The sequence below is a fragment of the Vibrio sp. V10_P2A27P122 genome (genome assembly GCF_963874335.1).
Classification (GTDB): domain Bacteria; phylum Pseudomonadota; class Gammaproteobacteria; order Enterobacterales; family Vibrionaceae; genus Vibrio; species Vibrio anguillarum.
In genome coordinates this window covers 1-14,715 of record NZ_CAWNHY010000295.1, presented here as the reverse complement: position 1 = coordinate 14,715, position 14,715 = coordinate 1, and the positions used below count along the sequence as shown (strand labels likewise).

Sequence of the window (14,715 nt, the reverse complement as noted above, 5' to 3'; positions counted from 1 at the left end):
CCCTTAAGCTCTGTGTATAACTGTCTCAATACTCGCCATAGAAAAGTTAAGTCCATTTTAAATATTTTAATGTGTATAACTATGCTGTTATTCGGTTATTAACCTATAGTTATCCAATTAATAACTTATTCATTTTAAGACCCTGTGTATAACTAGCCTTTTTGATCCCAGCTAATACACGATTAGATCATGTCAGGATCACAGCTTGTGATCCTCTTAAAAACCATGATCTTGTTGATCATTTATCGGTTATCCACAGATATGCTCGATCCTAATAATAGATCTAATAAAAGATCTCTATATAGATCTTATATATTATTAACTTACCAAGCTCAGATTAAAAAAGCAGAAAAGCGATTTTCTAGCCAGTGGAAAGCAGGTAGAATACGCCTCTTTTGTCAGTCCATGCTTCATTGAATACCTGAGGTCGGTTCATGCTTTATCACGAAAAATTTGACGTCATTGTGGTCGGTGGTGGCCATGCTGGAACGGAAGCCGCTCTCGCTGCAGCTCGTACTGGTCAAAGTACGCTATTGCTTACCCATAACATTGAGACTCTAGGACAGATGTCGTGCAATCCTGCGATCGGCGGAATTGGTAAAGGACATCTGGTTAAAGAAGTCGATGCCATGGGCGGTCTAATGGCACAAGCGATTGATCATGCAGGTATTCAATTTAGAACACTCAATGCCTCAAAAGGGCCAGCGGTTCGAGCGACTCGAGCCCAAGCAGATCGTGCGCTTTACAAATCGTATGTGCGTGATGTGCTTGAAAATACGCCAAACTTAACTTTGTTCCAACAAGCGGTCGATGATCTTATCGTTGAAAATGATCGTGTAATGGGCGTTGTGACTCAAATGGGCCTCAAATTCCACGCCAAAGCGGTGGTATTGACGGTAGGCACCTTCCTTGGTGGAAAGATCCACATTGGTCTTGAAAACTTCTCAGGAGGCCGCGCAGGAGATCCTCCATCGATCGCATTAGCGCAACGTTTACGTGAACTGCCGTTTCGAGTCGATCGTTTAAAAACGGGTACGCCACCAAGGATCGATGCCCGTAGCGTGGACTTCTCAGTGTTAGAAACACAACACGGTGATAACCCAACGCCTGTTTTTTCCTTCATGGGACAACGTGAACAGCATCCACGTCAAATACCATGCTACATCACGCATACCAACGATAAAACGCATGATGTGATCCGTGCCAATCTTGATCGTAGTCCGATGTACGCAGGTGTCATCGAAGGTATCGGCCCACGCTACTGCCCATCGATCGAAGACAAAGTCATGCGTTTTGCCGACAAAAATAGCCATCAAATTTTTATCGAGCCTGAAGGTTTGACCACGACAGAACTCTACCCTAACGGTATTTCCACCAGCTTACCGTTTGATGTACAAGTGCAGATCGTTCGCTCAATGAAAGGGTTTGAAAACGCACATATTGTTCGTCCGGGTTACGCCATCGAGTACGATTTTTTCAATCCACAAGATTTAAAACAAACCTATGAAACCAAATTCATCAGTGGTTTGTTCTTTGCTGGTCAAATCAACGGCACCACCGGATACGAAGAGGCGGCAGCGCAAGGGTTAATGGCTGGTTTGAATGCAAGCTTATTTAGCCAAGAAAAAGAAGGCTGGAGTCCACGCCGTGATCAAGCTTACATGGGCGTGTTGATCGATGATCTTTCCACTATGGGTACCAAAGAACCTTATCGCATGTTTACCTCTCGCGCTGAATATCGCTTACTGCTACGCGAAGATAACGCCGATTTGCGTTTAACCGAAAAAGCCAGAGAGTTAGGTTTAGTCGATGATGTGCGCTGGGCGCGTTTTAATCAAAAAATGGAAAACATGGAAATCGAGCGTCAACGTTTGAAACAAACGTGGATGAACCCGAACTCCGTTGGTGTTGATGCACTGAATGCGTTGCTCAAAACACCCATGTCTCGTGAAGCAAGTGGTGAAGATCTACTACGTCGACCTGAAATCACCTATCAACAGCTCACGTCTCTTGAGTCATTTGCACCAGCATTGAACGATAGTGAAGCGGCTGAGCAAGTTGAAATTCAAATCAAATACGATGGTTATATTCAGCGTCAGCAAGATGAGATCGACAAATCATTGCGCCATGAGCACACTAAATTGCCACTGGATCTTGACTATAAACAGGTCAAAGGCTTGTCCAACGAAGTGATCCTTAAGCTTAACAATGCCAAGCCTGAAACAGTTGGTATTGCCTCTCGTATTTCTGGTATTACACCAGCTGCTATTTCTATCTTATTGGTTTATTTGAAAAAGCAAGGTGTACTGAAGAAAGGGGAAGACGCCGCATGAGCGAGTTAAGAACGCGTCTCGATGATTTAATTGGTCAAACCGATCTCGAGGTCAATGAGCAGCAACGTAGCCAATTAGTCGGTTACGTGGAACTGCTGAATAAATGGAACAAAGCCTACAATCTCACCTCAGTGCGCGATCCTATGGATATGTTGGTGAAACATATTTTAGATAGTATAGTGGTAAGTCCTCACTTACAGGGTGAGCGTTTTATCGACGTTGGTACTGGGCCTGGTTTACCTGGAATACCTCTCGCTATCATGAATCCTGATAAAACCTTTTACTTACTCGATAGTTTAGGTAAGCGCATTCGTTTTATTAAACAAGTTCTGCATGAGCTTGGTATTAAAAATGTGACCACGATTCAAAGTCGAGTCGAAGAGTTTCAGCCGGAAGTAAAATTTGATGGCGTACTGAGCCGTGCGTTTGCTTCAATGCTCGATATGGTGGAATGGTGTCACCATTTACCAAAAGAAACATCGGGCCGATTTTTAGCCCTGAAAGGACAACGGCCAGATGAGGAAATAGCCACACTACCTGAGTGGTGTTCTGTGACTGATGTCAAAGCTTTGAAAGTTCCTGAGTTGGAAGGTGACCGTCATCTTGTAATCTTATCTCGCAAGGGATAACAGCGAGGCATACCGTGGGCAAAATCGTAGCAATCGCCAACCAGAAAGGTGGCGTAGGAAAAACAACAACGTGCATTAACTTAGCGGCCTCTATGGCGGCGACTAAGCGTAAAGTTTTAGTGATCGATCTCGACCCACAAGGCAATGCAACGATGGCCAGTGGTGTTGATAAGTATCAAGTAGATGCAACCGCGTACGAATTGTTGGTCGAAGACACTCCTTTTGATGAAGTCGTATGTCGCAAAACAACGGGACACTACGATTTGATTGCGGCGAACGGAGACGTGACAGCCGCTGAAATCAAATTAATGGAAGTATTTGCTCGCGAAGTGCGTTTGAAAAATGCCCTCGCGCCAGTTCGTGATAACTATGATTTCATCTTTATTGATTGTCCTCCTTCTTTAAATCTTCTTACAATCAACGCCATGGCCGCAGCGGATTCTGTGTTAGTGCCAATGCAATGTGAGTATTTTGCATTAGAAGGTTTAACGGCGTTAATGGATACCATCAGCAAGTTAGCCGCGGTAGTCAACGAAAACCTGAAAATCGAAGGGTTACTTCGAACGATGTACGATCCGCGTAATCGCCTAGCCAATGAAGTATCCGATCAACTGAAAAAGCACTTTGGAAACAAAGTCTATCGCACCGTTATTCCTCGTAATGTCCGTCTTGCTGAAGCGCCAAGTTATGGCAAGCCAGCAATGTACTACGACAAGTATTCAGCTGGGGCAAAAGCATATCTCGCCTTAGCTGGCGAAATGCTTCGTCGAGAAGAAATACCCGCATAATCTCAACTAAAGGAATTCGTCTACATGACTAAACGTGGTTTAGGAAAAGGATTGGATGCATTGCTCGCAACCAGTTCTCTTGCTCGTGAAAAGGAGCAAGCCGCCTCACATAGCCAAGCACTCTCTTCTGATGGCGAATTAATGGATATCGCGGTATCAAATTTGAAACCTGGCATGTATCAACCACGTAAAGATATGTCGGCAGAAGCGTTGGAAGAGCTATCTGCGTCTATCCAATCGCAAGGTATTATCCAGCCGATCGTGGTAAGACGTTTAGAGCTTGGCGGCTATGAAATTATTGCAGGTGAACGCCGTTGGCGTGCTGCAAAACAAGCAGGTTTAAAGCAAGTGCCCTGTTTGATAAAAAATGTGCAAGATCGCGCTGCGATTGCGATGGCACTGATAGAAAATATTCAACGCGAAGATTTGAATGCGATTGAAGAAGCACAAGCTTTAGAGCGGTTGCAAGACGAATTTAAGCTCACTCACCAACAGGTGGCTGATGTGATTGGTAAATCACGCACTACCGTGAGTAACTTATTACGCTTAAATCAATTGGCGGATGGCGTGAAGCGTTTAGTGGAAACCAAGCAGCTTGAAATGGGCCATGCACGAGCATTATTGATGCTCGAAGGCGATCAACAAATTGAAATTGCACAACGTGTGGCCGCAAAACAGCTGACCGTGAGACAAACTGAGCAATTAGTGAAAAAGTGTCTAACACAGCCTTCTGAGGACGGATCGGCATCGGAAGACTTAGATGCACAACAAATGTCACAAAGATTGAGTGAAATGTTAGGGGCTAAAGTGTCGATCATTCGTTCAAAAGGTGGCAAAGCCAAAATGACGATTAGTCTTGATGAGCCTCACAAATTAGAGCAACTAATTGCCAAGCTAGAAAGCTAAATGAGATAATTGATTTAAGTCAATTATGCAAAAAACGTTTTTTTATTTGAAAGTTGTCGGTTTGTAAACAAAATTGTAACTTTTTGCTGTCTTTCAATTGCAATCAGTTCGACTCACCGTATAATTTTCGCCAATTTCCCAGCCCTATGTTGTAGATGAGCTGAGGATATTACTAGAGGTACGAATACATGGTAGCTGCGTTGGCTAGACCAGGACGAGAGCTTGCTAAGCGATTGTTAATGATCCAGTCTGGCGCGGTTATTTTTGTGGCGGCAGGAATGGCGGTAGCTGTAAATGCTGAATGGGGCTTTTCTGCGCTGATTGGGGGTGGCATCTTTGTCATTGCCAATGCGGTTTTTGCGCTGTGTGCTTTTATGTTTAGTGGAGCTCGTGCTGCGAAGCAAGTCGCGGCCTCTTTCTACACTGGCGAAGTACTCAAGATCCTCATCACAGTTGCACTGTTCTGTGTTGCCTACATGTATATGCAGGTGGAACTCGTTCCCCTCAAACTAACCTATTTGCTGGCTCTAGGTATTAATATCTGTGCGCCAGTGCTATTCATTAACAACAAAAAATAGGATGAGTTATGGCTGCGCCAGGTGAAGCGCTAACATCGTCCGGATACATTGAACACCACTTGACGAACCTCTCTCTTGCGAAGATTTCTGAGCATTACGATTTGGGGCTGTCAATTAGTGAGACGAGTTTCTGGAACGTACATATCGATAGCCTGTTTTTTTCCTTGTTTACTGGCTTAATATTCCTATGGATATTTCGCTCTGTAGCAAAGAAAGCAACAGCGGGTGTACCCGGTAAGCTGCAGTGTTTTGTTGAAATATTGGTAGAATTTGTCGATCAAAACGTCAAAGACACCTTTCATGGACGCAATCCACTTATAGCACCGCTGGCACTGACTATCTTTTGTTGGGTATTGTTAATGAACATCATGGACTTAGTGCCCATCGATTTCTTACCGTATCCAGCACAACATTGGCTTGGTATCCCTTATCTAAAAGTGGTTCCGTCAGCTGATGTGAATATCACCATGGCTATGGCTCTAGGCGTATTTGCTCTGATGATTTACTACAGCATCAAAGTGAAAGGCCTAGGTGGTTTTGCGAAAGAATTAGCTCTACATCCATTCAATCACTGGACCATGATTCCGTTTAACCTACTTATTGAAGTGGTATCGTTACTTGCGAAACCTCTCTCACTCGGTATGCGTCTATTCGGTAACATGTTCGCAGGTGAGGTGGTATTTATTCTTATCGCAGCGATGCTACCATGGTGGCTACAATGGATGGGTTCACTACCGTGGGCGATTTTCCATATTCTGGTAATTCTGATTCAATCTTTCGTGTTCATGATGCTGACTATTGTTTATCTATCAATGGCACACGAAGATAGTGATCATTAATTTTTTAAAGCTTTTTATTTGGGCACATAAGCCAACAACTATAAATTGGAGATAGTAATGGAAACTTTACTGAGCTTTTCTGCAATCGCCGTAGGTATTATCGTCGGTCTTGCTTCTCTTGGTACAGCGATTGGTTTCGCACTTCTAGGCGGTAAATTCCTTGAAGGTGCTGCTCGTCAACCAGAAATGGCTCCTATGCTACAAGTTAAGATGTTTATCATCGCGGGTCTACTTGATGCGGTTCCTATGATCGGTATCGTAATTGCGCTTCTATTCACTTTCGCGAACCCATTTGTTGGTCAACTAGGTTAATCAACCGATCACACAAATTGATGATTTGTCGTTGATTAATACTTTTCGTTGGTGAACAAATAGAGGGGTAGCTGTTGTGAATATGAACGCAACTCTGCTAGGTCAAGCAATCGCGTTTGCACTGTTTGTGTGGTTCTGCATGAAATATGTATGGCCGCCAATCATGAATGCGATCGAAGAGCGTCAGAAGAAAATTGCTGACGGTCTTTCAGCCGCTGAGCGCGCTGCTAAAAACTTGGATCTAGCACAAGCCAACGCTTCTGAACAAATGAAAGAAGCGAAGCGCACTGCAACTGAGGTCATCGAACAGGCAAATAAACGTAAAGCTCAAATTTTAGACGAAGCACGTGAGGAAGCTCAGGCAGAACGCCAGAAAATCCTTGCTCAAGCGGAAGCTGAACTTGAATCTGAACGTAACCGTGCCCGCGATGAGCTGCGTAAACAAGTTGCAACTCTGGCTGTAGCTGGTGCTGAGAAAATCCTTGAGCGTTCTATCGATAAAGATGCGCACAAAGATATTCTCGACAACATTACTGCAAGGCTTTAAGGATGGGGGCGCTTTATGTCTGATTTGACTACAATTGCACGCCCCTATGCTAAAGCAGCATTCGATTTTGCGGTAGAGAAAAAGCAACTTGACCAATGGGGTCAGATGTTAGCTTTTGCTGCCGAGGTCGCAAAGAACGAGCAAATGAAAGAGCTACTAACGGGCTCTGTTTCGGCTGAGAAATTAGCGGAAATTTTCATCGCAATTTGTGGCGAACAGTTTGATGTTTATGGCCAGAACCTGTTAAAGGTGATGGCTGAGAATGGCCGATTAAAGGCTCTTCCTGATGTTAGTGAACAGTTCTTTGCTCTGAAACAAGAGCATGAGAAGCAGATGGATGTTGAAGTGATTTCAGCAACTGAGCTTTCTGATGAACAGCTTGTCAATATCAGCACCAAACTTGAGCAGCGTCTTGAACGCAAAGTTCAGCTGAATTGCAGTATAGATGAGACCCTACTTGGTGGGGTTATAATTCGAGCCGGAGACCTTGTCATCGATAACTCAGCCCGCGGTCGTTTAAACCGCCTGAGCGATGCATTACAGTCTTGATGGGGATTGGAGCATGCAACTTAATTCCACGGAAATTAGCGATCTAATTAAACAACGTATCGAATCTTTCGACGTTGTTAGTGAAGCTCGCAATGAAGGTACTATCGTATCGGTAAGCGATGGTATCATTCGCATTCACGGCCTAGCGGACGTGATGCAAGGTGAAATGATTGAATTACCGAGTGGCCGTTATGCACTTGCACTTAACCTTGAGCGTGACTCGGTTGGTGCGGTTGTCATGGGCCCATATGCTGACCTTAAGGAAGGCATGAAAGTAACAGGTTCTGGTCGTATTCTTGAAGTGCCAGTTGGTCCTGAATTGTTAGGTCGCGTAGTGAATACACTCGGTCAGCCTATCGATGGTAAAGGACCTATCGAAGCGAAATTGTCTTCACCTGTTGAAATGATTGCACCTGGTGTAATCGACCGTAAATCAGTCGATCAACCAGTACAAACCGGCTATAAGTCAGTTGACTCTATGATCCCAATCGGTCGTGGCCAACGTGAACTTATCATCGGTGACCGTCAAACTGGTAAAACAGCAATGGCGATCGACGCAATTATTAACCAAAAAGATTCAGGTATTTACTCTATCTATGTTGCGATTGGCCAAAAAGCCTCAACTATCGCTAACGTAGTACGCAAATTAGAAGAGCACGGCGCGCTTGCAAACACAGTTGTGGTTGTTGCATCGGCTTCTGAATCCGCGGCATTGCAATACCTTGCGCCATATGCAGGTTGTGCAATGGGTGAATACTTCCGCGATCGCGGTGAAGATGCACTGATTGTTTATGATGACTTATCTAAACAAGCGGTTGCTTACCGTCAGATCTCACTACTACTCAAACGCCCACCAGGCCGTGAAGCATTCCCAGGTGACGTTTTCTATCTCCACTCTCGTCTACTTGAGCGTGCTGCTCGTGTCAGCGAAGAGTATGTAGAACGTTTCACTAAGGGTGAAGTGAAAGGTAAAACCGGTTCTTTAACCGCGCTACCTATCATTGAAACACAAGCGGGTGACGTTTCAGCATTCGTACCGACTAACGTAATCTCGATTACCGATGGTCAGATCTTCCTACAAACTGAACTATTCAACGCGGGTGTTCGCCCAGCCGTTGACCCTGGTATTTCAGTATCTCGTGTAGGTGGTGCCGCTCAGACGAAAATCATCAAGAAACTGTCAGGTGGTATCCGTACCGCGCTTGCACAGTACCGCGAACTTGCTGCATTTGCTCAGTTCTCGTCAGATCTTGATGAAGCGACGAAGAGACAGCTAAACCATGGTCAGAAAGTAACAGAGCTGATGAAGCAGAAACAATATGCTCCGATGTCTGTGTTTGACCAAGCGTTGGTTATCTTTGCGGCAGAGCGTGGTTATTTAAATGATGTTGCGTTGAATAAACTGGCTGATTTTGAATCTGCTCTACTGTCGTATGCTCGTGGTCAATATGTTGATCTTGTAAAAGATATCGACAAATCGGGTGCTTATAACGATGAAATCGAAGCTCAGTTCAAGAAACTGGTTGACGATTTCAAGGCAACCCAGACCTGGTAATTGGTGGGTGACCTTAGGGTCACCACTGACCAATAACGGATTACCTTAAAAGAGAGTAAAACGATGGCCGGCGCAAAAGAGATACGTAATAAAATCGGTAGTGTTAAAAGCACGCAGAAAATTACGAAAGCGATGGAAATGGTAGCAGCTTCAAAAATGCGTCGTTCGCAAGACGGCATGGAAGCTTCTCGTCCATACGCTGAAACAATGCGTAAAGTGATCGGTCATGTGGCGAGTGCAAATCTAGAATATCGTCATCCTTATCTAGAAGAGCGCGAAGCCAAACGTGTTGGTTACATCATTATTTCAACAGACCGTGGTTTGTGTGGTGGTTTGAACGTGAACTTGTTCAAAAAAGCTCTACATGACATGAAAGATTGGTCGGAGAAAGGTGCTGAGGTTGAGCTGGCAATTGTGGGCTCAAAGGCAACGGCTTTCTTTAGAAACAGTGGCGCTAAAGTCGCTGCTCAAGTCTCTGGTTTGGGCGATAGCCCAACCTTGGAAGATTTGATCGGTTCCGTTGGTGTTATGCTGAAGAAATATGATGCAGGTGAGTTGGATCGCCTATACGTAGTGTTCAACAAATTTGTGAATACTATGGTTCAAGAACCAACGATCGATCAATTACTACCTTTGCCTAGATCGAATAGCGAAGAGATGAAACGCGAACATTCTTGGGACTACATCTATGAGCCTGAACCAAAGCCTCTACTCGATGCACTATTGCTGCGTTATGTAGAGTCTCAGGTTTATCAGGGTGTGGTTGAGAATCTTGCTTGTGAGCAAGCTGCTCGAATGATTGCGATGAAAGCAGCTACCGATAACGCAAGCAACTTGATTGATGATTTACAGCTTGTGTATAACAAAGCCCGTCAGGCGGCGATTACACAAGAACTATCGGAAATCGTTTCTGGTGCAGCAGCGGTTTAAGCTTAGGTAAAACAAACAGTTTAGAGGATTAACGATGGCTACAGGTAAGATCGTACAGATCATCGGTGCGGTAGTCGACGTAGAGTTCCCACAGGGCGAAGTACCAAGTGTTTACGATGCTCTGAATGTTGTGGATTCAAAAGAACGTCTCGTTCTTGAAGTTCAACAGCAGCTTGGCGGTGGCGTGATTCGCGCAATCGTAATGGGTAGCTCTGATGGTTTACGTCGTGGTTTGGTAGTTGAAAATACTGGCGCTCCAATTTCAGTACCAGTCGGTATTAAGACTTTAGGTCGTATCATGAACGTGCTTGGTGATGCGATTGATGAGCGTGGTGAAATCGGTGCGGAAGAGCTTTACTCTATCCACCGTCCAGCTCCAAGCTATGAAGAGCAATCAAACGAAACTGCTCTTCTTGAAACCGGTGTAAAAGTAATCGATTTGGTTTGTCCATTCTCTAAGGGTGGTAAAATCGGTCTATTTGGTGGTGCAGGTGTAGGTAAGACCGTTAACATGATGGAGCTTATCAACAACATCGCACTGCAACACTCAGGTCTTTCAGTATTTGCGGGTGTTGGTGAACGTACTCGTGAAGGTAACGATTTCTACTATGAGATGCAGGAAGCAGGTGTTGTAAACATCGAAGAGCCTGAAAAATCAAAAGTAGCGATGGTTTACGGACAGATGAACGAGCCACCAGGCAACCGTCTACGTGTTGCACTGACGGGTTTGACAATGGCAGAACGTTTCCGTGACGAAGGTCGTGACGTACTTCTGTTCATCGATAACATCTACCGTTACACGCTTGCCGGTACGGAAGTATCAGCACTGCTAGGTCGTATGCCTTCAGCGGTAGGTTACCAACCTACTCTTGCAGAAGAAATGGGTGTGCTTCAGGAGCGTATTACGTCAACTAAGCAAGGTTCTATCACGTCTGTACAGGCGGTATATGTACCAGCAGATGACTTGACGGACCCGTCTCCAGCCACAACGTTCGCGCACTTGGATGCAACGGTTGTACTTAACCGTAACATCGCAGCAATGGGCCTATACCCAGCGATCGACCCACTCGATTCAACGTCTCGTCAGCTAGACCCACTCGTCGTAGGTCAAGAGCACTACGACATCGCTCGTGGCGTTCAGCAGACGCTTCAGCGCTACAAAGAGCTGAAAGACATCATTGCGATCTTGGGTATGGACGAGTTGTCTGAATCGGATAAGCAAGTTGTATCACGTGCACGTAAGATTGAACGTTTTCTAACTCAGCCTTATCACGTAGCTGAAGTATTTACAGGTGACCCTGGTGTTTACGTACCTCTAAAAGAGACGCTACGTGGCTTCAAAGGTCTTCTATCTGGTGAATACGATGACATTCCAGAGCAAGCGTTTATGTACTGCGGTACTATCGACGATGCGATTGAGAATGCTAAGAAGCTATAAGGCTAACTAGGAGGCGATATGGCAGCAATAACCTTTCACCTAGACGTCGTCAGTGCAGAGAAGAAAATCTTCTCTGGCCAAGTCGAAACGTTTCAGGTGACCGGTAGCGAAGGTGAACTGGGAATTTTCCATGGTCACACACCGCTGCTGACCGCTATTAAGCCTGGTATGGTGCGTATCGTTAAGCTACACGGCCACGAAGAAATTATTTATGTTTCGGGTGGTATTGTCGAAGTGCAACCGGGTACTGCTACAGTACTGGCTGATACGGCAATTCGTGGTGAAGAACTAGACGCAGCTAAGGCAGAAGAAGCCAAACGCAAAGCTGAAGAGAATATTTCAAATCAGCATGGCGATATGAACTTCGCACAAGCGGCCAGTGAACTGGCTAAAGCCATGGCTCAGTTACGAGTTATCGAGCTGACCAAAAAACGTCGTTAATGTGTTTTATAATTAAGACGTGATGTAAAAAGGCGACCTATAGGTCGCCTTTTTGCTTATTTTTTAACAGAAAATTATTTAGTTAAATTAACTATCTCTTTAATTACCGCTAAAATGCGGCTTAACTTTTTTAACGTCAATAGGTTGTCAATGAAATTTAGCGCAGTGATCCTCGCAGCAGGTAAAGGTACTCGAATGTATTCTAATATGCCTAAAGTGCTGCACACACTGGCGGGTAAGCCAATGGTGAAACACGTAATTGATACGTGCAATAGCTTAGGTGCCCAAAATATCCACTTAGTTTATGGTCATGGTGGTGAACAAATGCAGCAAGCGCTTGCCGAAGAGTCGGTTAACTGGGTGCTGCAAGCGGATCAATTAGGAACTGGCCATGCCGTTGATCAAGCCTCGCCTCATTTCCAAGACGATGAGAAGATCCTCGTGTTGTACGGTGATGTTCCATTGATCTCGGAAGAAACCGTGGAAAGCTTGTTAGATGCACAGCCTAATGATGGAATAGCCTTGCTGACAGTGGTACTGGATAACCCAACCGGTTATGGCCGTATCGTGCGTAAGCATGGCCCTGTGGTGGCAATTGTTGAACAAAAAGATGCCACTGATGAGCAAAAGTTAATTAAAGAGGTCAATACGGGCGTGATGGTGGCAACGGGGCGCGATCTCAAACGCTGGTTGTCAGGCTTAAGTAATGAGAACGCACAAGGCGAATATTATCTGACAGATGTTATCGCTGCAGCGCACAATGAAGGCCGCGCAGTTGAGGCTGTTCATCCTGCCAGCTCTATTGAAGTGGAAGGGGTAAATGATCGCGCTCAACTGGCTCGTTTAGAGCGTGCTTATCAAGCAACACAAGCGAAAAAGCTATTAGAACAAGGTGTGATGCTACGCGATCCTACGCGTTTTGATCTGCGTGGTGAATTACAGTGTGGGATGGATGTTGAGATTGATGCAAACGTCATCATCGAAGGAAATGTCTCTTTGGGTGATAACGTAATTATCGGCATGGGTTGCGTGCTTAAAGATTGCGAAATTGATGACAACACAGTGATCCGCCCATACAGCGTCATTGAAGGGGCAACCGTTGCAGAAAACTGTACCGTTGGGCCTTTTACCCGTTTACGTCCTGGTGCTGAACTGCGTAATGATGCGCACGTGGGTAATTTCGTAGAAGTAAAAAATACTCGTTTGGGTGAAGGTTCAAAAGCCAATCACTTAACTTATCTTGGTGATGCCGAAATTGGCCAGCGTGTTAATGTCGGAGCTGGCGTTATCACTTGTAATTACGATGGTGTCAATAAATTCAAAACCACAATTGGTGATGATGTGTTTGTCGGTTCAGACAGCCAGTTGATTGCTCCTGTAACGATCGCCAATGGTGCAACGATTGGTGCTGGCACTACGCTAAGCAGTAACGTTGCTGAAGGTGAGTTAGTCATCACTCGCGCGAAAGAGCGCAAAATCAATGGTTGGAAGCGTCCGGTTAAGCGTAGCTAACAAATAAACGATTAAAAAGCCGCTCATCATGAGCGGCTTTTTGTATCAGTTCTTATTAAAAGACTTACTCTTCATCGCTGACTACGCGTGCATTATCTGGTGCGGTGAAGTGCTGAGAAAGTTCGCGGTTCGAGACGATATAGCCAATCCATAGCCCACCCATACAAATCATAATTGCAATACCCGTCACCATTTGTGCTTGGCTGGCTAACGTTGCGACCAATGCGCTGGCTAAACTACTAACGCAGATTTGTAAGCTATTTTGTAAACCCGCTGCAGTGGCTGGGCTTTGTTTGGCACTCGATAGTGCGCGGTTCACCACGATAGGGTAAAGCGCTCCGTTGGCAACTGCTATTAAGCAAAACGGTGCCAAAATTGGCCAAATGGAGGTCAGTTGCCACTGTGATGCAATGAATACTAATAAAGTGGCAACGCTGAAGAGGCCAATCAACTGCTTGAGCACTTTTTCGTCACCAAATTTATTCACTCCCACCTTACCTAAGTAGCCACCAACCATGAAAGCGATCGTTTGAGGAATAAAACTCAAACCGATATCTTTAGCGGCATAACCAAGGCGTGCCATAATCTCTGGCATCCCAGTCAAGTAAGCAAAGAAGGCCGCAGAAGCACAAGCAAACATCATCACATTACCCAAGTAGGTTTTAGTGCTGAGCAGAGCTTTGATATCTTGCTTAATTGAGGTTTGTTTGGGTTGTGATTGTTCATTTTTTTGAGCAAAAGTACAGGCTACAAGCGCAACGCCCATTAATGTCAATGTCACAAAAATACTGTGCCAACCAAAGTTATCGGCCAGTAAGACGCCTAATTGAGGTGCAAGCGCGGGTGAAAGCGCGACCAAAGGCATGATGGTGGCGAATATTTGCTGGCTTGTTTTAGCTGGGTAGCGTTGAATTACCATTGCTTGCCAGATCACTGCGGGAGCACACACCCCTAAAGCTTGCACAAAGCGCAACGCTAATAATTGCCACACCTGCTCGCTAAAAGCTAAACCAAATGATGCTAACGTGAAGAGAACTAGGCCAGCCGCTAAAGTGTTACGGTGACCATATTTATCGGAAGCTAAGCCCCACACCAGTTGACCTAATGCCATGCCGACCAGAAAAACGGTGAGAGACAAGGCTATTTGCTCTGGCCCTGTGGCAAAGTCCATTTCCATCGCTTTAAAGGCAGGGAGGTACATATCTGTGGCAATGAAGCCAAGCATAGAGAGCGCGGCTAAGTACAGCAACTGTAATTTTGATGCTTTCATTTTTATTACCATTCAAAAAAATTAATCAATATTTGGTCAGCATTAATCTATGCCAACCTTAATTTATCTACTCATCTATTCTATTTTT

Annotated in this window: 15 protein-coding genes; 14 read left to right on the top strand and 1 reads right to left on the bottom strand. The window is 45.0% G+C overall.

All coding sequences use genetic code 11. The features are described from left to right. Nucleotides 1-434 precede the first annotated feature (434 nt). The 14 genes from mnmG (at nucleotide 435) to glmU (ending at nucleotide 13,357) form a co-directional block, all read left to right on the top strand. Nucleotides 435-2,333 (top strand): tRNA uridine-5-carboxymethylaminomethyl(34) synthesis enzyme MnmG, encoded by a 1,899-nt coding sequence (gene mnmG, locus AACQ17_RS16200; protein ID WP_017047816.1) that lies wholly within the window; start codon nucleotides 435-437, stop codon nucleotides 2,331-2,333. After that, a complete protein-coding gene (gene rsmG, locus AACQ17_RS16195) occupies nucleotides 2,330-2,962 on the top strand; it encodes a 16S rRNA (guanine(527)-N(7))-methyltransferase RsmG (protein ID WP_010319958.1) in 633 nt (210 codons plus the stop codon). The genes mnmG and rsmG overlap by 4 nt, the downstream gene beginning before the upstream one ends. A 14-nt stretch (nucleotides 2,963-2,976) precedes the next feature. After that, nucleotides 2,977-3,750: a ParA family protein gene (locus tag AACQ17_RS16190; protein ID WP_013855586.1), complete on the top strand. Its 774-nt coding sequence runs from the start codon at nucleotides 2,977-2,979 to the stop codon at nucleotides 3,748-3,750. 24 nt (nucleotides 3,751-3,774) lie between these two features. Next, on the top strand, nucleotides 3,775-4,656 hold the full coding sequence (locus tag AACQ17_RS16185; RefSeq protein WP_017044113.1) for a ParB/RepB/Spo0J family partition protein: 882 nt from the start codon (nucleotides 3,775-3,777) through the stop codon (nucleotides 4,654-4,656). 188 nt (nucleotides 4,657-4,844) lie between these two features. Continuing rightward, nucleotides 4,845-5,234 carry a F0F1 ATP synthase subunit I gene (locus AACQ17_RS16180; protein ID WP_013855588.1) on the top strand — a complete coding sequence of 130 codons (390 nt, stop codon included), beginning with the start codon at nucleotides 4,845-4,847 and terminating at the stop codon, nucleotides 5,232-5,234. An 8-nt stretch (nucleotides 5,235-5,242) separates the two neighbouring features. Then, nucleotides 5,243-6,073, top strand: coding sequence for a F0F1 ATP synthase subunit A (gene atpB / locus AACQ17_RS16175; protein ID WP_013855589.1), 831 nt, complete (start codon nucleotides 5,243-5,245; stop codon nucleotides 6,071-6,073). A gap of 57 nt (nucleotides 6,074-6,130) precedes the next feature. Then, nucleotides 6,131-6,385: a F0F1 ATP synthase subunit C gene (atpE, locus tag AACQ17_RS16170; RefSeq protein WP_002540812.1), complete on the top strand. Its 255-nt coding sequence runs from the start codon at nucleotides 6,131-6,133 to the stop codon at nucleotides 6,383-6,385. A 76-nt stretch (nucleotides 6,386-6,461) separates the two neighbouring features. Further along, nucleotides 6,462-6,932, top strand: a complete 471-nt coding sequence (gene atpF / locus AACQ17_RS16165; RefSeq protein ID WP_013855591.1) for a F0F1 ATP synthase subunit B — start codon at nucleotides 6,462-6,464, stop codon at nucleotides 6,930-6,932. Nucleotides 6,933-6,947: 15 nt separating this feature from the next. Next, the gene (gene atpH, locus AACQ17_RS16160) at nucleotides 6,948-7,481 is read left to right on the top strand and encodes a F0F1 ATP synthase subunit delta (RefSeq protein ID WP_013855592.1); all 534 of its coding nucleotides are present in this window, start codon (nucleotides 6,948-6,950) and stop codon (nucleotides 7,479-7,481) included. 13 nt (nucleotides 7,482-7,494) lie between these two features. Continuing rightward, a complete protein-coding gene (atpA, locus tag AACQ17_RS16155) occupies nucleotides 7,495-9,036 on the top strand; it encodes a F0F1 ATP synthase subunit alpha (RefSeq protein WP_026027662.1) in 1,542 nt (513 codons plus the stop codon). Nucleotides 9,037-9,099: 63 nt separating this feature from the next. After that, nucleotides 9,100-9,966 (top strand): F0F1 ATP synthase subunit gamma, encoded by an 867-nt coding sequence (gene atpG / locus AACQ17_RS16150; protein ID WP_013855594.1) that lies wholly within the window; start codon nucleotides 9,100-9,102, stop codon nucleotides 9,964-9,966. 34 nt (nucleotides 9,967-10,000) lie between these two features. After that, nucleotides 10,001-11,404 carry a F0F1 ATP synthase subunit beta gene (gene atpD / locus AACQ17_RS16145; RefSeq protein ID WP_010319968.1) on the top strand — a complete coding sequence of 468 codons (1,404 nt, stop codon included), beginning with the start codon at nucleotides 10,001-10,003 and terminating at the stop codon, nucleotides 11,402-11,404. 18 nt (nucleotides 11,405-11,422) lie between these two features. Continuing rightward, nucleotides 11,423-11,845: a F0F1 ATP synthase subunit epsilon gene (locus tag AACQ17_RS16140; protein WP_013855597.1), complete on the top strand. Its 423-nt coding sequence runs from the start codon at nucleotides 11,423-11,425 to the stop codon at nucleotides 11,843-11,845. A 150-nt stretch (nucleotides 11,846-11,995) separates the two neighbouring features. Next, nucleotides 11,996-13,357 (top strand): bifunctional UDP-N-acetylglucosamine diphosphorylase/glucosamine-1-phosphate N-acetyltransferase GlmU, encoded by a 1,362-nt coding sequence (glmU, locus tag AACQ17_RS16135; protein ID WP_094147385.1) that lies wholly within the window; start codon nucleotides 11,996-11,998, stop codon nucleotides 13,355-13,357. Nucleotides 13,358-13,421: 64 nt separating this feature from the next. Here glmU and punC read toward each other — a convergent pair whose 3' ends face one another. Next, on the bottom strand, nucleotides 13,422-14,627 hold the full coding sequence (punC, locus tag AACQ17_RS16130) for a purine nucleoside transporter PunC (protein WP_026027660.1): 1,206 nt from the start codon (nucleotides 14,625-14,627) through the stop codon (nucleotides 13,422-13,424). Nucleotides 14,628-14,715: the final 88 nt, after the last annotated feature.